General features: G+C 68.4%; 15 protein-coding genes and 6 pseudogenes. 9 read left to right on the top strand and 12 right to left on the bottom strand.

Annotated elements, in window-relative coordinates; genetic code table 11:
- The 3 genes and pseudogenes from OG259_RS04565 to OG259_RS04575 form a co-directional block, all read right to left on the bottom strand.
- Complete coding sequence (locus OG259_RS04565) at nucleotides 1-573, bottom strand: hypothetical protein (protein WP_328940999.1); 573 nt, start codon at nucleotides 571-573, stop codon at nucleotides 1-3.
- Nucleotides 570-1,925, bottom strand: a complete 1,356-nt coding sequence (locus OG259_RS04570) for a dsDNA nuclease domain-containing protein (RefSeq protein ID WP_328941000.1) — start codon at nucleotides 1,923-1,925, stop codon at nucleotides 570-572. The genes OG259_RS04565 and OG259_RS04570 overlap by 4 nt, the downstream gene beginning before the upstream one ends.
- A gap of 818 nt (nucleotides 1,926-2,743) precedes the next feature.
- Nucleotides 2,744-2,920 (bottom strand): annotated as a pseudogene (locus OG259_RS04575) (pirin family protein); the annotation flags it as partial.
- Between the two features lie 593 nt (nucleotides 2,921-3,513).
- Between OG259_RS04575 and OG259_RS04580 the strand changes: the two are divergent.
- Both OG259_RS04580 and OG259_RS04585 read left to right on the top strand, forming a co-directional pair.
- Nucleotides 3,514-3,650 (top strand): annotated as a pseudogene (locus OG259_RS04580) (CorA family divalent cation transporter); the annotation flags it as partial.
- 678 nt (nucleotides 3,651-4,328) lie between these two features.
- Complete coding sequence (locus OG259_RS04585) at nucleotides 4,329-4,700, top strand: helix-turn-helix domain-containing protein (RefSeq protein ID WP_328946994.1); 372 nt, start codon at nucleotides 4,329-4,331, stop codon at nucleotides 4,698-4,700.
- Here OG259_RS04585 and OG259_RS04590 read toward each other — a convergent pair.
- Nucleotides 4,618-5,297, bottom strand: a pseudogene (locus OG259_RS04590) (IS5 family transposase); the annotation flags it as partial. The gene OG259_RS04585 and the pseudogene OG259_RS04590 overlap by 83 nt on opposite strands.
- A gap of 45 nt (nucleotides 5,298-5,342) precedes the next feature.
- The gene (locus tag OG259_RS04595) at nucleotides 5,343-6,284 is read right to left on the bottom strand and encodes a LysR family transcriptional regulator (RefSeq protein WP_328941001.1); all 942 of its coding nucleotides are present in this window, start codon (nucleotides 6,282-6,284) and stop codon (nucleotides 5,343-5,345) included.
- Between the two features lie 71 nt (nucleotides 6,285-6,355).
- Here OG259_RS04595 and dapA point away from each other — a divergent pair, with 71 nt between their 5' ends.
- Nucleotides 6,356-7,291, top strand: coding sequence for a 4-hydroxy-tetrahydrodipicolinate synthase (gene dapA, locus OG259_RS04600; protein WP_328941002.1), 936 nt, complete (start codon nucleotides 6,356-6,358; stop codon nucleotides 7,289-7,291).
- Between the two features lie 122 nt (nucleotides 7,292-7,413).
- On the top strand, nucleotides 7,414-8,055 hold the full coding sequence (locus OG259_RS04605; RefSeq protein ID WP_328941003.1) for a maleylpyruvate isomerase N-terminal domain-containing protein: 642 nt from the start codon (nucleotides 7,414-7,416) through the stop codon (nucleotides 8,053-8,055).
- 64 nt (nucleotides 8,056-8,119) lie between these two features.
- Here the strand turns inward: OG259_RS04605 and OG259_RS04615 are convergent.
- Nucleotides 8,120-8,326, bottom strand: a pseudogene (locus tag OG259_RS04615) (transposase); the annotation flags it as partial.
- Between the two features lie 606 nt (nucleotides 8,327-8,932).
- Here OG259_RS04615 and OG259_RS04620 point away from each other — a divergent pair.
- The 3 genes from OG259_RS04620 (at nucleotide 8,933) to OG259_RS04630 (ending at nucleotide 11,899) form a co-directional block, all read left to right on the top strand.
- Nucleotides 8,933-10,321, top strand: a complete 1,389-nt coding sequence (locus OG259_RS04620) for an ice-binding family protein (RefSeq protein ID WP_328941004.1) — start codon at nucleotides 8,933-8,935, stop codon at nucleotides 10,319-10,321.
- 134 nt (nucleotides 10,322-10,455) lie between these two features.
- Complete coding sequence (locus tag OG259_RS04625) at nucleotides 10,456-11,301, top strand: transposase family protein (protein WP_328941005.1); 846 nt, start codon at nucleotides 10,456-10,458, stop codon at nucleotides 11,299-11,301.
- 220 nt (nucleotides 11,302-11,521) lie between these two features.
- Nucleotides 11,522-11,899: a nuclear transport factor 2 family protein gene (locus tag OG259_RS04630; RefSeq protein WP_328941006.1), complete on the top strand. Its 378-nt coding sequence runs from the start codon at nucleotides 11,522-11,524 to the stop codon at nucleotides 11,897-11,899.
- A gap of 153 nt (nucleotides 11,900-12,052) precedes the next feature.
- Here the strand turns inward: OG259_RS04630 and OG259_RS04635 are convergent.
- Both OG259_RS04635 and OG259_RS04640 read right to left on the bottom strand, forming a co-directional pair.
- Nucleotides 12,053-12,214, bottom strand: a pseudogene (locus OG259_RS04635) (IS630 family transposase); the annotation flags it as partial.
- Between the two features lie 817 nt (nucleotides 12,215-13,031).
- The gene (locus OG259_RS04640; protein WP_328941007.1) at nucleotides 13,032-13,694 is read right to left on the bottom strand and encodes a glycine-rich domain-containing protein; all 663 of its coding nucleotides are present in this window, start codon (nucleotides 13,692-13,694) and stop codon (nucleotides 13,032-13,034) included.
- A 763-nt stretch (nucleotides 13,695-14,457) separates the two neighbouring features.
- Between OG259_RS04640 and OG259_RS04645 the strand changes: the two genes are divergently transcribed.
- Nucleotides 14,458-15,012, top strand: coding sequence for a transposase family protein (locus OG259_RS04645; protein WP_328941008.1), 555 nt, complete (start codon nucleotides 14,458-14,460; stop codon nucleotides 15,010-15,012).
- A 309-nt stretch (nucleotides 15,013-15,321) separates the two neighbouring features.
- Nucleotides 15,322-15,501: pseudogene (locus OG259_RS04650) on the top strand (CorA family divalent cation transporter); the annotation flags it as partial.
- A gap of 395 nt (nucleotides 15,502-15,896) precedes the next feature.
- Here OG259_RS04650 and OG259_RS04655 read toward each other — a convergent pair.
- The 4 genes from OG259_RS04655 to OG259_RS04670 all read right to left on the bottom strand — a co-directional run bounded on the left by OG259_RS04655 (nucleotide 15,897) and on the right by OG259_RS04670 (nucleotide 19,974).
- Nucleotides 15,897-16,610 (bottom strand): alpha/beta fold hydrolase, encoded by a 714-nt coding sequence (locus OG259_RS04655; protein ID WP_328941009.1) that lies wholly within the window; start codon nucleotides 16,608-16,610, stop codon nucleotides 15,897-15,899.
- Nucleotides 16,611-16,786: 176 nt separating this feature from the next.
- On the bottom strand, nucleotides 16,787-17,587 hold the full coding sequence (locus tag OG259_RS04660; protein WP_328941010.1) for a helix-turn-helix domain-containing protein: 801 nt from the start codon (nucleotides 17,585-17,587) through the stop codon (nucleotides 16,787-16,789).
- A gap of 149 nt (nucleotides 17,588-17,736) precedes the next feature.
- Nucleotides 17,737-18,588 carry an alpha/beta fold hydrolase gene (locus tag OG259_RS04665; protein WP_328941011.1) on the bottom strand — a complete coding sequence of 284 codons (852 nt, stop codon included), beginning with the start codon at nucleotides 18,586-18,588 and terminating at the stop codon, nucleotides 17,737-17,739.
- A gap of 138 nt (nucleotides 18,589-18,726) precedes the next feature.
- Entirely contained in the window at nucleotides 18,727-19,974 is a 1,248-nt protein-coding gene (locus OG259_RS04670; protein ID WP_328941012.1) for a PucR family transcriptional regulator, read from the bottom strand.
- Nucleotides 19,975-20,069: the final 95 nt, after the last annotated feature.

Below are 20,069 nucleotides of genomic sequence, written 5' to 3' on the forward strand. Positions count from 1 at the left end.
TCAGATCTCCGTCCGCCAGGGCCTGTCGACCGCGTCCGGCAGGCGGTTATAGATGAGGGTCTTCAGCGTCGTTCCCGACTTGTTGAAATGCTTCTTGAGGAGAGCGATGCGCTTCGCCACCACGACCCATTCGTCCGTTTCACTGAGCATTGCCGCTGCGACCGCGCCGGATGCGGTGATGCGGAACTCGGCCCGGTCTGTCGCGCCGTATGCGATCAGGTCGCGTGCGGCCAGGGACCCCAGGACGGTGTAGTAGCGGTGGTCCCAGGGGCCGTACTTGTAGCGGGTCATCCGGCTCTCGACGGACAGGCGCTCAGCGGAGGCGGGTTCGGCTCCGGCGGGCCACGCGATGCCGGCCTCGACCAGGAGCCGCTCAAGCATGACCGGGTAGCGCAGCAGGAAGTCGAGCTTGGCGAGCTTCGTGAGACCGTCCAAACCTCTTTTCGGTCCGGTGAAACGGTCGATGAGCAGCAGCACACGGGCCTCGTGGTAATGCGCCTCCTGCTGCTCCTGTCTACGGGCCCGCTCCCTGAGGCGCGTGGTCGCCACCAGACGATCCCCGGCGCTTGTCACGACGCCTCCTCCTCAGAGGGGTCGAACACGTCGGAGAAGTAGAAGTCGCAGTCGTCACAGAGCTGGTAGGCCAGACCCCGCAGATGCCGGCCATTGACGGGAAACGGGAGCCCGACACCAAGTTCATCTGGTGCCAGGTGTCGTGCCATCAGCTGGTTCATGCGCCGCCCGTAGGGTGCGCCGTCCGGCGCCTCGTCTTCCGCCTGCTCGCGGCAGGCGAAGACCGCGTCCAGGACCTCCAAGCTCGCATTGGCGAGCTCTGTGGTGTCTCCTGCCAGGCCAGACCGGTGCTGGGACCAGGCGACATACCAGGCCGATCGCAGGCGTTCGGCGTGGGCGGCCTCGTCCGCCGGAATCCGACCACGGGCCATTTTCTTGCGCAGGTTGCCCCCGCCCGGGGCAACGATCGGCAGTTGACCGCGGGCGAAGGTGGGCACGACGGAGCGGCTGGAGACGAAGGTGTCGAGGACCGTGGCCTTGGTGAGCCGGCGCCGCGCGATGCGCTGCTGGATCTGCACACTGTACAAAACCCTCGTTGGGTCGGCGATATAGACAGCAAGCTGTCCACGGTCGCTCTCGTCACGGTTCGACTGCTCGATACGCTCGATCAATGCGCGATAGGTTGCCTCGAAATCCACGTGATCCCGCTGCAGGGTAGCGATCGCAGGAATGAGAAGGCGCTGGAGATTGACGTCAGTGATGTGCCGACGGGACGGAAGTTCATCGTCAATGTGCAGCGCGCCGAAGAAGAGCTTGACGGAGTCGGTGAAGCCGTCCGGGATGGCGATGTCGGCGAGCCTGGAAACCTGCGGGACTTCGGGAATGGTGGCGTAGGGGTGCTTCCAACGAATCTTCAAGAAGTACTGGGCGACCGCAGTGACCATGTCGTCCACCCCAGATGTGATACGCGGGTCGGCACCGCACATCGCCTTCAGGGTTGTAGCGCCACCCTTGCCTGTTGTAAGGCCTGCGTTCGTGGCAAGTCGCAGTCGGACGTTGCTCAGGCCATCGCACGCCCGCCAGCGGTCGAAAAGGTGCGCCAGCCCTCCATCCCTGCAAAGATCCGCCACGTTCCAGGGATTGCGCCGCTTTCCCCGGTGCTTCACGGATACGAGTTCGACCGAACCGTCCGCGTACGAGACGACGAAGTCCTCGTGCCACTCGCAGACCACTGCTTCGACGGAATCCTGCGTGAGCAGCGCCACGCAGATCTGGGCCGCGACCTCCGCCTGATAGCGGTAGTTGCCCAGGGTGTCCGCCCCACTGTCCTCCTGAGGGGCAACGCGGAAGATCGGGTGCACGAACCCTTCATCGGACTCTGCATCCTCTGTTGCTTCAGCCTCAGCTGTCATCGCATCCCCCCACCCCGCCATTGGAGGCACGACCTCAGGGCCAACGACGGAAGATCACCACACTTACCACAGCGCCCACGCACTCCGTAACCGGTCGATCACATTCGAGGTCTCCGAGAATCAGGTCTGCTTCGGCTGGGCAGGCGCCGGGCTACGAAACTGCCGACTCCGCCTGGACACCAAGCGCGTCATCGCCGAAGGCGACAGGGTCGTCACCCACTCCCACCTCATCCTCGAACCCGACAAGCCCGGCCGCACCCTGGCCGACTTCTTCCTCCTGGAGAACGGCAGGATCGTCGAGCACTGGGACGTCATTCAGGACGTTCCGGAGACTACCGCCGACTACGTCGGCATGTTCTGAACGATGATCCGCACAAGCAGTCGTCCTGCCCTCCGGACCGGCTCAGGTGGTGCGCCGACAATCCCTCAGCGGTGCCGGACGTCCCGCATCGGCTGCCAGACCGTAGCGACCGGGAGTACCACCTATGGGGGTGCACTGCTTTGCCCCTCAGATCACCTCAGCAAAGCCGTCGCGTACAGCCACGATCTCCCTGAAGACGGCGCATCCCGCCGCTCCGCCCCCTGTCTGCAACGGCAGCAGCGACTCAGCACCTGACTGTGGGTCAGGTAAGTCAGCAAAAGGTCAGCATCGATCCGATTGAACCCTGACACACATGGCTTAAGACGAGACTCGACACGCTTCCTCGCGAGCCCAGTGGACCCCCGCCCCTCGACCACAGGACCGGCAGCGGATCGGGGGTCCTGGCATGGCGGGCGCGAGTAGGAGCAGGGCCCGTCGGGTCACACGTTTACCCAGGTCACCGCACTCGTCCGCGCGGCTTGAGCGGGGTGGCGGGCAGTTCCGGGGCGGTCAGGCGGGCACCGTCGTAGCCGTGCACCTCGCCGAACCGTGAGCCCTTCTCCCAGTCGTTTCGCGCCTGTACGATCTCGTCACCGGATCGGCCGACGAAGTTCCACCACAACACGCTCCGCTCCACGACGGACCCAGCACTCGATGCCCCGCAAGGGCTCCGCGACGACGCCAAGACCTGAGGACAATCCACCAACCCCAAGTCGCCCTCCCCGACACCCATCCCATGTCGACTGAACCGTGGCGCAGCTCGCCCTCGCGATTGAGGCTCTGCCATGTCGCAGGAAATTTCGAGCACATACCAAGATCCGGACCATTGCCGGACCACCTCGCTCGTCGGGAGCATCAGCGGCAACATCTCCGCAGGCCAGCGCCTCGGAACTCCTGTACCACCAGCAGACGAAGAAGCTGCTGGGCTCCGATCAAACAGCCCAGCACCCTGCGAGCGGGCGGCATCCACCCCACCCACCTTCCGCTACGGTACGCAGTCCCTTGTCTGGTTCGGATGATGCCTCTCACCAGCGGTGACGCCCCTCAGGAAGTGGTGCCCGCTGGGGAGAATCTGGGGAGGATGAAGGCCGTTGGGGAGCGGCTGGGGAGAATCGACCGCGTAAACCGGCGTCACCATGAAAGCCCCGGAAACGAGCAAACTCGCAGGTCAGCACGGCCGATACAGCCATCTGCGCAGGTCAGCGCCCCGAGGGCGAGGACTTCTTGAAGGTCTTCTCGTGGGCGGCGATTCCCTTTGCTCCCACACTGGTGGGAACTATCTGTGGCATGAGCTTCGACTCCATGCCGGAGCTGCGCTGGGGCCTCGAGTACCCTTCGCCATCGGCTTGATGGGGGTGGTATGAGGCAGTTTGTACGTGATTTTCAAGCGGAGAGGCTGGCCGTAGCGGGCACCTGCCTCAAACACGCGCCGCGCACTGTTTGCGCACGCATCGCCGCGCAAACCGCCCATACGGGGCGCCGGGGAGAAGTGATGCGGGTAATCTCCTCGCCCTCCCCTTCACAGGCCCTCTGAGCTGGCCTTTTGGGGATCCGGAAGCGCTGGGGAGGATCTGGGGAGAACGGGGCCGTCAGCAGCACCTCGCACCCACGCCATCAAGCCCATTCGCCGGACGGTTCGCCGCCCCCTGGACGGCTACGGCCTGTCTCCTTGAAAGGCTGGGCGCCACTCCTGCTGGTAGGCGGGGTGCTCGGCGTATGACTGGCCGAGGCTCTTATCGGGGACGCACTCCGGACCAGTAGTCATCCACGTCTAACGAGCTGTGCACGGTAAGCGGTGAGGCGTCGAGCCACGGGTGGTCGATCATGGTGGGGTGTTGGGGACTGTGACTCGTGCAGCGATCGTCAGCAGCCGTCGGATCACGGGCCTGTCGGCTGACGTGATCGCTGAACTCATCGCTGAGGTGGGCCCGTTGTGGCACAAGCAGCACCAGGCCAAGCTCGTGTCCCGGCCGCGGAAGCGGGCGGTGGGTGCCGGCGCGAAGCACCAGCTGGTGTTCGTCGACCGTCTCCTGGCCACGCTTGTGCACCTCCGGCACGCCGTCACGCACGATGTGCTGGCCTGCTGGTTCGGTGTCGACCGCTCGACCATCACCCGGGCCATCGGTGAGGTGCGGCCTCTGCTCGCCGAGCGAGGCTGCACCATCAGCCGCGGAGTGCGTCTGCGGACCCTCGCCGAGGTCATCGACCATCTCGGCGCCAGCGGGAAGACCGGCATCATCGACGGCACCGAGATTCGGGTCAGGCGCCCGGCTGTCGGACGCAAAGACCGGGACAAGTTCATCTCGGGCAAGAGCAAGCAGAACGCGGTCAGGCGAAGGCACGCTCGACCACCCAGCGCACCTTGCCCAGTCCGGACCCGTGGGCGACGCCGCGTCGTGCGATCAACGGCTTGATTCCGCGTTTCCGCAGTAGGCGGCGGTACTTGTCGAAGTCGTAGCCCCGGTCCGCGTGCAGACGCCGGGGCTTGCGGCGGGGACGTCCCCGCCGACCCCGAATCGGCGGAACGGCGTCCAGCAGCGGCAGGAGCTGGGTGACGTCATGCCGGTTCCCGCCGGTCAGCGTCACGGTGAGCGGGGTTCCGTGGCGGTCCACGATCAGGTGGTGCTTGGAGCCGGAACGGGCGCGGTCGACGGGCGAGGGACCAACGTGATCCCCCCTTTGAGGGCCCGGACGTGCGACCCGTCCACGGAACAGTCGTCCAGGTCCAGCAGGGCGGCCCGCCGAAGCTCGGCCAGCAAGGCGGCGTGCAGGCGTGGCCAGACGCCGGCCTCGGTCCAGTCCCGCAGCCGACGCCAGGACGTCACTCCGGAGCAGCCCACGGTCTCTGCCGGGACATCGCGCCACGCAACACCGGTCCGCAGCACGTACATGACGCCGGCGAGTGCTGCCCGGTCGGGAACACGCAGCGTAGCAGCGGCGCCGTTCGGGAGCCGGCGGCAGCAGCGGGGCTACCCGCTCCCACAGTCGTCAGGAACAAGATCAGCACGCATTCCTGACACCCTGCCGACAAGAACACTGAGCACAAGACCCGTAACTCAACTCACTGAAGCGATCAGTATGGAGGCGCGGCGCGTGGCACCCACCGCTGTTCGCGCCGCCGCCACGAATGCTGCGATCGCCGGGTGGGTGCCGCCGCCTGCGCGGAAGGCGACCTTCGAGCGGCGGAAGAGGGGCAGCCGGGTCAGGACCACGTCCTCGGGGGCGTGTGCGGTGGCCATCTCCGGTACGAATCCGGCGCCTTGCCCGATGGCGGCCAGTGCCAGGACCGTACGGAAGTCGTTGACCTGATGGCGGATGCGCGGCTGGAATCCGGCTGCCTGACAGGCGCGTACGGCCATCGCGTGACCTGTCGTGCCGTCCCGTGCCGTGATCCATGGGGACATGGCCCACGGTCCGAGCAGCTCGGCCAGCGTTTCGCCGCGGGTGACGCGACCGGTGGCGGGAGCGCCGCCGGTGGCCAGGTACATCGGCTCCTCCAACAGGGGCACCTGGTCGACCGTGGTGTCCGGTGACGCGGGCACGAAGTCGTAGTCGTGGACGAGGGCCACGTCGAGTTCGCCGGCGCGTAGGCCGTCGGAGACCCGCGCCGAGTCGATCTCCTGCACCATCGGTTCCAGCGCGGGATGCCGCTGGGCGAGTTCGGCCAGCGTGGCGGGCACGATCGCGGGGCCGCCAGAGGGAAACGTCCCGATCCGCAGCGGCCCGCCGATGCCCTCGCGTGCCCCGGCCAGCTCGGACACGGCCAGTTCGAGGCGTTCGAGGACGGCATCGGCGTGGGTGACGAGGGTGCGGCCCGCGGGGGTGAGCACCACCCGTCTGCCACTTCGTTCCAGCAGGGGTACGCCCGCCTCGCGCTCAAGCACGCTCAGCTGCTGGGAGACGGCCGAGGCGGTGAAGGTCAGCGCCTCGGCGACGGCCGCGATGGTGCCGCGGCGGTCCAGTTCGCGCAGCAGGTGGAGACGTCGGACATCGAGCATAAGGTGAGCTTACGCATAGGCGAAGAAATGTGAACTGGATCTACCGAGTTCGTGTAGGTCAGGCTGGGCGCATGAAGCCCGAAGCGAATCTCACCGGCCTGTTCGTCCCCTTGGTGACTCCGTTCACCGACGACCTGCGCCTCGCCCCGGACGCGCTCGCCCGCCTCGCCGACGAGGCGCTGTCAGTCGGCGGCGCTCGGGGACTCGTCGCCCTGGGCACCACCGCGGAGGCGGCCACGCTGACCACCGAGGAGAAGCGGGCCGTGGTCCGCATCTGCGCGGCCGCCTGCCGGGCACACGGAGCTCCGCTGATCGTCGGCGTCGGCACCAACGACACCGCCGCCGCCATCACGACACTGCGGGAGCTTGCTCAGAGCGGTGACGTCGCCGCGGCGCTGGTTCCCACGCCGCCCTACACCCGGCCCGGCGAGGCGGGAACGCTGGCGCACTTCACGGCACTCGCCGAACACGGGAGCCTGCCGCTGGTCGTCTACGACATCCCGTACCGCACCGGTCAGCCGCTCAGCACCAGCACGCTCAACGCGCTCGGGCACCTACCGGAGGTCGTCGGGGTCAAGTACGCGACCGGTGCGATCGACGCGGCCGCGATGGAACTGCTCGGCTCGTCGACACCGGGCTTCGCGGTGCTCGGCGGCGATGACGCCGTCATCTCGCCGCTGCTCGCGGCGGGCGCCCGCGGCGGCATCCTGGCGTCGGCCAATGTCCGCACCGCTGACTTCGCCGAGCTGATCTCGCTGTGGCAGCGCGACGCCACCGAACCGGCCCGCAGGCTGGGAACGGAGCTGGCCCGGCTGTCCGCCGCGCTCTTCGCCGAGCCGAACCCGACCGTGATCAAGGGGGTGTTGCACGCCCAGGGCCGTATTCCCAGCCCGGCCGTCCGGCTGCCGCTGCTGGCCGCCTCCGCTGATTCGGTCCGGCGAGCGGCGGCCCTGTCCGCCACCAGGACCCACCAAGCCCACCAAGCCCACCAAGGGAACGCGGCCTGAGACAGACCCGCCTGCCACCCACACTCCCACATGGGCGAGCTGCCCAGGCGGCCAAGGCGGCGGGTCGATCCACAACGTGGACCTGTCAGCGGCTGTGACGATGAGATTGCGACGATGCCCGAATGACTGATGAGATCCGCAAGACCTACCTGCAGGCTGCCGAGAAGGCGGTGCACCTGCTGGCCACAGAGCAGGTAGCCCGACGCTGGGCGACCGAATCAGTGCTCCCCGGGATGTCAGTGGGTGGGCTGGCCGGCCACCTTGCGCGTAGCGTCCTCCAGGTCGAGTGGTTCCTCGACGGTCAGGTAGTCGGCGCAGAACCGGTGTCACCGGTTCGGTACTACGCGCGGCTCGCCGATACGTCGTTGCCGGACTCTGCGCTGAACGTCGGAGTGCGTGCCCGCAGCGAGGAAACTGCCGCAGCCGGGTCCGCTGTCGTGGCTGAGCAGGCCCGGGCAGCGTGGGTGCGGCTGACGCAGCGGCTGGGCATGGAGTCGGCCGATCGGCGGGTGGCTGTCCTTCACCGGCCGGGAGAGGAGATGTTGCTCGACGGATACCTGCAGACCCGTTGCGTCGAGCTGGCGGTTCACCTTGATGACCTCGCGCTCAGTGTCGACGCGCCATGCCGAGTGCCCGACGCTGCGCTCGCCATCGCGGTGGATGTGCTCGTTGCCGCCGCCCGGGACCGGCACGGCGACCAAGCCGTGTTGCATGCGCTCGCCAGGCGTGAGCGTGACGTTGACCAGGCCCTACGTGTGTTGTAGGTATACGAACGACGCGCCGATCTCCACCAAGGGCTGCTCGAACTGGCCTGCAGCCTCATATGCTTCCGCGGCCTGCGAACCTCATTCTGAAACGATCAGTTAGTCCGCGGATGGTCGGGATCGCGTTCAGGAGTGGAATGAGCTGGGTGACGTCGTGCCGGTTTCCGCCGGTCAGCGAGACGGCGAGCGGTCTGCCGTGCCGGTCGACGATCAGATGGTGCTCGCTGCCCGGCCGTGCCCGGTCGACCGGCGAAGGTCCGGTGCGAGCCCCCCTAATCCGAGCTGTAGGCGGTTCAAAGTCGTTCGTGCAAGGGCTCGAGCCGCTTCACGCCGGTGACGGATGTCTTGAATCCCCCCGGGCCTGCGAGGCCTCCTCGAAGAGCGGCACCGTCACCGGCAATTTCGTGGGGTGACGCGGACCCCGGACTGATGCCTCGGCGGAGCAAGTGACGGGCCCGGGTCTGCAGGAGCGCGGAGGCGTGCGATGAGTCGCTCCTGGAGGAGACGTCGGCGCGCTGCCGTTGGTTCCTGCGGGAAGCCACGGAGGCATCGGGTAACCGTCGGACCAGAGGCGGCGGGCCGTGATCGGCTACACCACGACAAGGGACGTGACCCCCATGGAGGGGTGACACGCGATGCGGATCACCTCTCCTACGGTCGGCGCTCACACCACCAGTGGGCCAGATGGGCTCGTGACACCGCTTGGACGACGCAACAAATACGCGCAGACGTACGACGGATTCACTTCCTCACGCCACGTCACCCATGCAGACGCTTTATCTGATTTTCAGTCTATCGCTGTGAAACATGCGGGAATGCTCCCACGTGACGCCCCATCACCACCTCCGGCAGGGCAGATCTGCGTCCCCTGCCCGGGGTGAGCCTGCGAGTCGGCACAGGCAGCAGGTCGGCGGCCCAGACCAGCGACAAGAAAGGTTCTGCCATGGCATTGGATGTCATCCGGTGGGCTCCACCCGTCTCGAGCCTGCAACTCAATCTGCTCAAACGGGGAGCCTTCGCCCTGCTCCCCGCGTCGTTCCTGGCGGCCGCCCTGGTCCCGACCCACGCCTATGCCGCAGAATCCCCCGTGTTGCTGGGGACCACCGCCAGTTACGGGGTCCTGGCCGGTTCGACGGTCACCAACACGAACCCCACCGTCATCAACGGCGACCTGGGGCTCTATCCGGGCACAGACGTGACCGGCTTCCCGCCCGGTATCATCAACGGAGTGCGACGCGTGTTCCCCAACGCCGCAGCCGGTCAGGCGAAGTCCGACCTCATCGTCGCCTACGACGACGCGGCGGGCCGGGGACCCGGGACCATTCTCGATTCGGACGAGCTCGGCGGACGGACGCTGGCGCCCGGCGTCTACACGGCCCCGGCGGACCCGGCGTCCCTGAAACTCACCGGGACGGTCACCCTCGACGGCCAGAACGACCCCAACTCCGTCTTCATCTTCCGGACCCCCTCGACCCTGACCACGGCTTCGTCGAGTTCCGTGGAATTCATCAACGGAGCAAATGCCTGCAACGTGTTCTGGCAGGTGGGCAGCTCCGCCACCCTCGGCACGACCACCCAGTTCAAGGGCACCATCCTGGCCCTGCAGTCCATCACGCTGAATAACAGCGCCGTAATCGAAGGCCGCGCCCTGGCGCGTGAGGCCGCGGTCACGATGAACAACAACACCATTACGCGGCCGGCCTGCGCCGTCGGCCCGCCTGGACCTCCCGGCCCGACGGGACCTCCCGGCCCGACCGGATCGCCTGGACCGACGGGATCCCCCGGACCGACAGGCGAACCCGGACCCACTGGCAGCGCTGGCCCGACCGGCGAACCCGGACCCACTGGCAGCGCTGGCCCGACCGGCGAACCCGGACCCACTGGCAGCGCTGGCCCGACCGGCGAACCCGGACCCACTGGCAGCGCTGGCCCGACCGGCGCACCCGGACCCACCGGTGCACCCGGACCCACCGGTTCTGCCGGACCTGCCGGCCCTGCCGGACCCGTCGGGCCCACGGGACCTGCTGGACCCGCCGGACCCGGAAGGCCTGATCACGACCACGGCCACCACGAGGGCGACGAGGGCGAGCACGGTCACGACGACCACGACCAGGGTGAGCAGGGTCACGGTCACGACGACCACGACCAGGGCAAGCCGCCGTGGGCCGACTTCCTGCCGGGCGGCCTCGACGATGCTCTGGGCCACGGGCTTCCCCGCCATGCGGGACCGGCCGTATGGCTGCCTCCGCGGCCGCGCTGGTATTAGTCGGAGGCTCGGCCCTCTTCGCGATGAAGAGAACCCGCCGAGGTACGGCGACTCGACAGGACTAACGAGCTGTGCACGGTAAGCGGTGAGGCGTCGAGCCACGGGTGGTCAATCATGGTGGGGTGTTGGGGACTGTGACTCGTGCAGCGATCGTCAGCAGCCGTCGGATCACGGGCCTGTCGGCTGACGTGATCGCTGAACTCATCGCCGAGGTGGGCCCGTTGTGGCACAAGCAGCACCAGGCCAAGCTCGCGTCCCGGCCGCGGAAGCGGGCGGTGGGTGCCGGCGCGAAGCACCAGCTGGTGTTCGTCGACCGTCTCCTGGCCACGCTTGTGCACCTCCGGCACGCCGTCACGCACGATGTGCTGGCCTGCTGGTTCGGCGTCGACCGCTCGACCATCACCCGGGCCATCGGTGAGGTGCGGCCTCTGCTCGCCGAGCGAGGCTGCACCATCAGCCGCGGAGTGCGTCTGCGGACCCTCGCCGAGGTCATCGACCATCTCGGCGCCAGCGGGAAGACCGGCATCATCGACGGCACCGAGATTCGGGTCAGGCGCCCGGCTGTCGGACGCAAAGACCGGGACAAGTTCATCTCGGGCAAGAGCAAGCAGAACGCGGTCAAGACCATGGTCGTCACGGACGGCGACGGCCGGATGCTCTTCTGCAGCCCGGCTCAGCACGGCAGCTGCGCGGACATCACCCATGCCCGCCAGTCAGGGCTGGTCAGGCTCTTGGAGGGCGGCCCGGCAGCCGAGATCCTCGCGGATGCCGGCTACCAGGGCCTGGGAGCCCAGACCGGCGGGCGCGTGGTGACACCACCGCACCGCAAGTTCAAGAAGAATGCCCCGGACTGGTACGAGGAGATGCACGAGCGTCAGCGCAAAGCGCACTCCTCGCGGCGTATCCGCGTCGAGCACGGCATTGCACACCTGAAGACTGGCGGGCGCTGGCCCGCCACCTCGGCCGCCGCGAGCACATGAGCGACACCGTGCAAGCCGTCGCTGCTCTGCTGTCCCAGCAGCAGACCGCGGACCTGATCCCGGCACGGCAGGTGTGATAGCCAAGCCCCACTGAGGGCCCCGACGCCTCACCGCTTACCGTGCACGAGCTCGTTAGTGCTGTGACCGGGATGGTTCACCGTGGTCGGAGGACGGCTCACGGGACGAGCGCGGTCCGCGAGGCGACTGGTATTACTGGTGCATGCAGGAAGAGACCGCGCGGTCCGCGATCGACACGTTCATCTCCGCGTTCAACGCCTCGGACGACAGCTATGTGACTGCGTTGCTCCCCCAGGCCCTCACCTCGGACGTGGTCTTCTGGGGACCGTTGGGCCGCAGTGAGGGGATCGAGGCGGTCGAGCGGTTCGTGCTGGACATCCGGCGCCACCCCGCGGGGACCGGCACGATGGTGCGCTGTTCGGCGGTGGACATGCCGGACGAGTGGGCCCGGTACCAGTGGGTCTTCACGACGCCGGATGGAGGCCCCCGCCTGGCGGGAACGGACGTCGTCCATCTGCGGCGGAGCCTCATCGACCAGGTCATCGTCTTCGCGGGGGAGATCGAGCCGTCCGCCTCCTGAGCCATTCTCCCCTGGCGCCGCCCTTCTCCTGAACCGGCCCCGTTCGGGACTCCGGAGCTGCCCAGCCGAGATCACCTTCACAACGCTTCGGTCGTCCGCGCTTGGCCACGAGCAGACCGATGATGCGCTGTGGCTGTGTAAGTTCGCGGTTGGTCAGGCTGCGGTGTTGAGGGGGCGCCCGCCCCAACGGATGCCCTCCTCGCTTCGGATGCGGGCGCGTTCCTTGCGTTCGGCGGCCAGGACATCGCGGTGGCGGGCGTTGGCGTTGCGCCAGCGTAGACAGGCGTGCAGGGCTCGTGTCTGCACGGTGTGGTTGTGACCGGCCTTCTCCGCGCGTGCCCGGCGCAGCGCGGCAGCCTCGGTGGCCGCGGCCGAACGGCGGCGCTGGGCACGGGCCTGCTCGATCGGGGCCGACGCATCGTCCGGGACGTCGGGCTCGGGGAAGGCACGGCGGGTCAGTGTGCGCAGCGCGGCGGTCTGCCGCTCCACCGCCCGGGCGGTGGCCGGGTCCATACGGGACGGCGACGTGGCCTGGCGGTACGCCTCGAGCGCGCGGCGGTAGCCGGCCGACGCAGCAGGGCGCGGCGTCGACACGGCGGGGGCGGACTCAGGAGAGGCCGGGTCGGCGGCCGCCGTGACGGGGCTGGCCTTCCCCGGGGCGGGCGGCAGGACATGCAGGGTGCGCACCCGCGCGTCGGGCACCTGCCCGTGGGCCGCCGCGATCAGCTTCGGCACGATCCAGCGCACCTTCGTGCCGTGAAGATCGTGGGTTCAGGTTCTCTGAAGGTTCTTCTGCGGGAACTCGGGGTGTCCCCGCAGGTTGTTGGCGGGTGGGTCGTTGGGTTCGCCGGCGTCCGTGTCGGGCGCCGGGTCGCTGTCACTGGGCCAAAGCGTTCATCCGGCTGGCGCAGGGCGGGAGCGGCGGTCGGCACCCGCCGTCCGGCCCGCTCGGCGCGGGCCGGACGAAGTACCTACACCTACGGCCAGGCGCGCAGCACGAGTGCGTACCAGCAGGGCTGGCGGTCAAGAAGCTGATCCAGGACCAGATCAACAGGGCCTCGGGCCTGGTCTACGGCCCACGCGGTGGCGGTGGTCACCGGCTCGATGCCAACGAGACGGGCAACAGGATGTGTCAGTAGGTCAGGACGACACAACCGTTCGCGCCGGGGAGGCTTTCGGTGTGCTGATGGGCAAGGCCGTTTGCGGAGCCCGATCCGCCCGCTCCGCCGCTGCCCGCACCGGCTCCGCAGCTGCTGGGCGGAACGGCCCCGGGTGCACCGCCGGTGCCTCCCGCTCGGGTATCAGCGTCCGCTGCGGCGCCTGCCTGGCCCGTGTAAAGGTTGGCGAAGCTGCCGGCGCACCAGCTCATTCCGCGATCGCCTCCCGCGCCTCCGGTGCCGGGAAAGGCGTTCGCGCTGTGGTGCCCGCCGGCGACGGTGATGGTGATCCTGTCGCCGGGCTTGACGGGCAGGAAACAGGAGGAATTCGCTCCTCCGCCTCCGCCACCGCCGCCTGGCTGGGCCGTGCCGTCCCCGAACGCGGGGCCGGATCCAACGCCGCCACCCCCGCCGCCCCCGCCGGTCAGGCTCACCGCGATATAGGTCACGTCGCTGGGCACCGTGACGGTGTAGGTTCCCGGCGTGCTGTAGGTCCGTGTCTCAAGGGCGTTGGCGGGAGCGGCGGTGGCCAGGGACTGCAGTGCCCCGGCCATCACCATGAGACCCACGACCCCCGCTCGCGTACGGCAGATGGAACGAGGGCAGGACCGGCGACGCGCGCCGGGGATGGTGACCATATGCAGTACATCTCCTTGCATATCCGTCCTGTCAGTCGAGGCCACACCGTAGGGCTTCAGGGCTCGGCCGGGCGGCCGTGAAGGACCGGTTCACCCGTACGAGCTCCCGGCGGGGGTGCCCCTATGTGTTTGGTCAAGGTCGAAGGTCAGCAGGTCGGTCTAGTCGAGGGCGGGCGGAGCCGGGCTGGCTCGGCGCCAGACAACACTCCAAAGCCCTCACCGCCTCGTCCCCATGGGCGCCCGCTTCTACAACCCCACGACCGGATGCTTCCTGTCCACCGACCCTGTCCACGGCGGTGGAGACAACCGTTGCCGCCTCCGCTACCTGGTCGGCTGGCCCTTCGACGCCGGGCACCGCCCGGTCCGCCAGCCTCATGTCGTCCACAACACCGCGCGCGGCCGCAGGGGGCACCACCGTACGGCGCCCCGGCGCTGTTCATCGGCGCGGCGGAGGAGACGATGAAGGTGATGGCTCCCCTGGACGGCCACGCCTTGAACCCCGCTTCTGCGATCCCCTGATGGCCTACACGTTGAACGTGGCGGGCCTGACGGCCTGACGCACACAGGGCGGCGTCCAGCCCCCTGATGGTGATCACGGAGTTCTCGGCGGCGAGGCCGCATCCCGAACGCCATGCCATCGGATGACACGGCTCGGCCAGACGAGTGGCAGCGGCCGTCGCAAGCCGGTGCTGTCGGAACCGGTGTTCCAGGATCAGTGTCGCCGCCGTCTCCGGCGGCGGCTGCTCTCCACTGCGTCTGTGCCGTGTGCAGTGGGCAGACCGGCATCATCGACGGTACCGAGATCCGGGTCCGCCGCCCGGCCGCTGGGCGCAAGGACCGGGACACCTTCATCTCCGGCAAGAACAAGCAGAACGCCGTCAAGACCATAGTCCTCACCGACCGGAACGGAAGGGTGCTGTTCAGCAGCCCGGCCACGCCAGGCAGCTGCGCGGACATCACCCATGCCCGCCAGTTGGGGCTGGTCAAGCTCCTGGCCGACGGTCCGGCAGTCGAGATTCTTGCCGACGCCGGCTACCAAGGTCTCGGCGCTCAGACCGGCGGACGCGTGGTGACGCCACCGCACCGCAAGTTCAAGAAGAACGCCCGGGACTGGCAGGAGGAGATGCACGAGCGGCAGCGCAAGGCGCACTCCTCACGCCGTATCCGGGTCGAGCACGGCATCGCCCATCTGAAGAACTGGCGGGCACTGACCCGCCACCTCGGCCGCCGCGAGCACATCAGCGACACCGTCCAGGCCGTCGCCGGCCTACTGTCACATCAGCAGACCGCAGACCTGAACCCACGACGGCAGAGGTGAGCACCAGGCCTGCCGGAGCCCTCGACGTCTCACCGCTTACCGTGCACGAGCTCGTTAGGGAGCCGTCCACCTATACGGTGCGTTACCACTTCCCGCGCCTCGACTGAGCTCCCTCGCCAGCGAGAATGGCATTACGGGACGGACTGCGGCTGGGGAGAATCTGGGGAGAATGGAGGCGCCTGGGGGGTGGCTGGGGAGAATCGACCGCGTAAGACGGCATCACCATGAAAGCCCTGGAAATCTGCAAATTCGCAGCTCAGCACACCTCAATCGGCTATCCACCCAGGTCAACGCGTTGCGGGCGAGGACTTCTTGAAGATCTTCTCGTGGGCGGCGATTCCCTTTGCTCCCACACTGGTGGGAACTATTTATGGCATGAACTTCGACTCCCTGCCGGAGCTGCACTGGGGCCTCGGGTACCCCTTCACCATCAACTTAATGGGGGTGGTATGCAGCAGTTTGCGCGTGATCTTCAAGCGAAGAGGCTGACTGTAGCGAGCACCTGCCTCAAACACGCGCCGCGCACTGTTTGCGCATGCATCGCCGCACAAACCGCCCATACGAGGCGCTGGGGAGAAGTGATGCGGGCGATCTCCTCGCCCTAGCCCCAAAAGGGCCCCTGACCTGGACTTTCGAGGTTCCAAGGACGCTGGGGAGTATCTGGGGAGAAGCGGAGCCGCTAACCGCTCCTCACGCCTGCGCCATCAAGCCCGCCCGCCGGCCGGTCGACCGGCCTCGGCGCAGTTCACCGACGGCACCGCACATCACCGTGAGCAACCACGGGCAGTGACCCAGACCCTCCACCCGGCTAGGACCTCAACGCGCCCGGACCGGTGGCACCCCGCCTGCCCGGTCCCGCTCCTGTCGTCGCGGAGGCCAGTCGGTCAGCTCGTCGCCCGTACCGCGTCCCTGATCAGGTCGGCGACCCGTGTGGGCTCGGAGAGGACGACGGCGTGGGAGGCGTCCGGAAGTTCGACGACGACGGCTCCGGCTCGGGCGGCGCCGAAGCGCTGGACCTCGGGGCTGATCGTGCGGTCCGCCCCGGCCACCAGGGCCCAGGACGGTTTGGTCCGCCACGCCGCCGCGGACGCGGTCTCGGTGAAGGCGGCCGTGGCGAGCGGGCGTTGGGCCGTTGCCAGGACGCCGGCGACGTCCTCGGGCACGTCCGCCGCGAAGACGGAGGGAAAGGCCGTCTCCTCGATGGTGACCTCGACCGCCGAGTCGCCGTCGAGGAGCGGGTACGTCCACTCCTTCAGGTGGCCCGTCAGCGGGGACTCGGGGAAGCTCCCTTGGAGCTGGCCGAGGCTCTCGCCCTCGTGGGGCACGTAGGCGGCCACGTAGACGAGCGCGACGACGTTCTCCGCGGCGCCGGCCACGGTGATCAGCGCACCGCCATAGGAGTGGCCGACGAGCACGGCCGGGCCGTCGACCTGCGCGAGGACGGAGGTGAGGTAGGCGGCATCCGATGTCAGCCCTCGCAGCGGGTTCGACGGCGCGATCACCGGGAAACCGCTGCTCCGCAGTTCCGAGATGACGCCTATCCAGCCTGTCGCGTCGGCGAAGGCACCGTGTACGAGGACGACGGTGGGGTTGGTCATGCGAGTTCTCTTCTCGGTGTCGGGCCACGTGTGGGGCGTCGTCACGACGGTCAGGGTGTGGGTGCGGCCCGGTGTTCGACTGGAGGCCCGTGCGACCGTTGCTGACGGTAGGGCCGTGGAAGCGGCGCCTCTGGTCCGTGCGCGCATCTCCGCTGGCACGACGGCGCACACGCGTCTCAGCGCCTTCGCTCGTCCTGGGCGTCGGCAGTCCTCGGCGCGAAGGCCGAGGTCGCCAGCGCCTGCCATTCGCTGGGGCTCATGCCGTAGGCACCGCGGAAGGTGCGACTGAAGTGCGAGGGGCTGCTGAAGCCCCAGCGGTGGGCCACCGCGGCCATGGTGATCCTCCGGTTGGAGCGGCCCAGTTCGAGCCGGCAGAACTCGAGCCTGCGATCCCGCACCCATTGGCTCACCGTGCTGCCGTCGTTCTGGAAGAGCTTCTGCAGGTACCGGACGGAGATGTGGTGGGCGCGTGCGATCGACTCCGGTGAGAGGTCCGGGTCCATCAGATGTTCTTCGATGTAGGCGCGAATACGGGACAGCATCTCGTTGACGGTCCCGGACGCGTCGTCGGCCTTGTCCGTCGTGTCCGCTTCGAGGAGTTCCATGACCAGGACGGAGAGGAGATGTACGGCCGTCCGGGCACGCCGGTCCCCGATCGTGGACTGCCGGAACTCCGCCTTGGCGGCGAGCGCGGTCAGGAAGTCGGACGCCAGCGCCCCGATCCCCTCCCCGCCGCGTACGGGTACGCCGAGCACCTGGTTCAGTTCCGACTCCGTGACGCCCAGATAGCACCGGGGCACCCGGAAGAAGATCATCTGGCAGTCTTCTCCGAACTGCAGCAGATGCCGTCGGGCCGGGTCGCAGAAGACCAGGTCGTTCGGCTCCAACAGGGTCTTGGCGCGCTCGTGGACGACGGTGACGGGCCCACGGACATGGACGCCGAGGTAGACGTGGGTCCGGTCGTTCGTCTCCGGCATCTCGGAAAGCATCCGGACCAGCCACCCCGAGCGGGAGGAGGGCGAGGTCGGATCGGGCGCTTGCCGGGGCACCCGTTCGGGCGCACGAGACATCAGTGTGGGGGTCATGGGGAGTCCTAGCCGTAGGTGCGTGCGGGCGGAGGGCGGATTCACACCCTGTTCGCCGGCTCCTCGGCCAGGAACTTCTCCACCACGGCGTTGAAGGCCGGTGGGTTCTCCAGGAAGGGGAAGTGCGAGCTCGCCACGTCGGAGGCGAAGACGTGCAGGCGCGCGCCGGGAATCCGCTCGGCGACGAAGCGCTGCGAATCGGGGTGCACATGACTTCCCTCACAGCCGATCACCAGGGTCGGCACATCGATCCGGGGAAGCACGTCGCGCCAGTCCTGCGCGCAGTGGTCGAACAGCAGCGGTACGCCCGCGTAGGCGGGTGTCGACCGGATCTCCTCGCCGACGAAGGCCAGCACCTCGGGGTCGGGCTCGCCGGAGAACATGCCGCGCACGAAGTCGGCGCGGACCGTGTCGCCCTCCGGACCCGCGAGGGCCGCACCCAGGTACAACAGCCCCGACACATCGAAGATGGCACCGGAGTCCCGCTGTTCCCCCTCGGTCATCCAGGGCACGGCGGCGACCGCCGCGGGCTGGTCGACGGCGACGAAGCGCCGGATCCGTCCGGTCCCGTACTGGTCGATGAAGCTCCACCACACCGAGACACCCATGGACCAGCCCAGTGCGTCGAAACGGTCGAGACCGAGATGGTCGACGAGTTCGAGCACATCGCGGGAGAGCCGGGCGATGCGGTAGCCGTGACGCGGCTTGCCGGATTTTCCATGGCCGCGGAGGTCGACGGTGACGACGCGCCGGCCGGGCGCCAACCCCTCGACCTGGTGGCGGAACATCGCCTGTGTCTGCCCCCAGCCGTGCAGCATCACCAGCGGGACGCCCTCGCCGCCGGTGTCCTGGTACGCGAGCCGTGCGCCGTCCGTCGTGATCAGTTCCTTCATGACCTCTCCCCTGGTCAGAGGCGGTACATCGTTCCCGCCCGTCCCGAACATCATCGAATGGGGCCCGCCGCCCGCACCACCGCGAGCTGTAGGAATCGGGCCGTGGATCCTCCTCGCTTTGTCGAAGCGAGTCCGCGGTCAGACGGCCCCGTCGCCGCCCGGGGCGAGGAGTTCCTCGGTCCTGAGGCCGAGGTGCAGAGTGAGCCGGTGGGCGCCGTCGTCGAGGTCGAGTCCGGTGATCTCCTGAATCTGGCGCAGGCGGTAGTAGAGCGAGGTGCGGTGGATTCCCAGCGTGTCCGCGGTCCGGGGAATCGATCCCGCGTGTTCGAGGAAGCAGCGCAGGGTGTCCCGCAGGCGGTCGCCGCCGTGAGTGTCGCTCAGGGTACGGAGCGGCTTAGGAACCAAAGACGCGTTCAGGGCGTGCTCGGGGAGCTGGAGCAGCACCGCGAGCTCTCCGAGTAGATCCCAGTCACCGGCGCTCTTCAGGGTGGGCAGCCGGCGTGCCGCGCGTGCCGCCACGAGCGCCTGCTCGTACGACGTCCGTGCGTCGCCCAGGCTGGGATGCCGGCCGCCGACGCCGATCACGGGGTCCGCCGACGGCCCCAGGAAGGTGCGGAGTTCGTCCAGGATGCGAGCGGACTGTGCGGTGACCTCGTCCTGGCCGGGTGGGCGATCGCGCAGCTGGAGCATTGTCGCCCGCTCCTTGCCGATCGCGATGAGGCCCTGGGCCGAGCGCGTCTGCCGGAACCCCTCCAGTGCCCCCCACAGGGCCGCCTCGGACTGCCGCACGAGCTCGGTCGCGCAGCTCAGCTGGACGACGGTGACCAGCACGTGCTCGGCTGCTCCGAGCAGTCCGAGTTCCCTGCCTCGCCGCCGTGCGGCGGTACGGGCGGCGACGTCGGTGCCGACGAGTTCGAGGACGAGGTCCCGCTCGTCGGCCTTCCGGGTGTCGGTGGCGATGTGTTCTCCGTGCATCTGGGCGGCCATGGCGTCCGCGGCCCGGGCGATGGCACGCGTCTCGTGCTCTGCGAGCGTCTTCTCGGGCACGACCACCAGGAGCAGTCCGAGGAGATGCCCGCGCACGCGCAGGGGTACGACGTAACGGGGCAGCAGTCCGAGATCGTCACGGCCGTCGATGAATCCGGCCCGGGGCCACTGGGTCACGCCCTGGGCGAGGACGTAGCGGATCGTCGCGTTGTCGGCGCGGCCCTGCAACAGGGTGCCGATGCGGACCGGGTCCTCGTCGCCGAAGTGGCGGCTCGTGCAGACCATGCGGACCAACGGGTCGTCGACGGCGACGGACCGGCCGAGCCGCTCCGCGAGCTCGTCGACAAGCGCCTGGAGCTCGGGGCTGCCGGGGCGGGCTCGCTGGAGCCTTACGGTCATGCGCTGTTCCTCTCTCGACCAATGGTTCCCCGCGGACTTCTCCATTCCGCGGCTCTTGATCATTCTGAGGAAGCGACGACGTCGGCACATCACAC

The sequence above is a fragment of the Streptomyces sp. NBC_00250 genome (genome assembly GCF_036192275.1).
GTDB lineage: Bacteria > Actinomycetota > Actinomycetes > Streptomycetales > Streptomycetaceae > Streptomyces.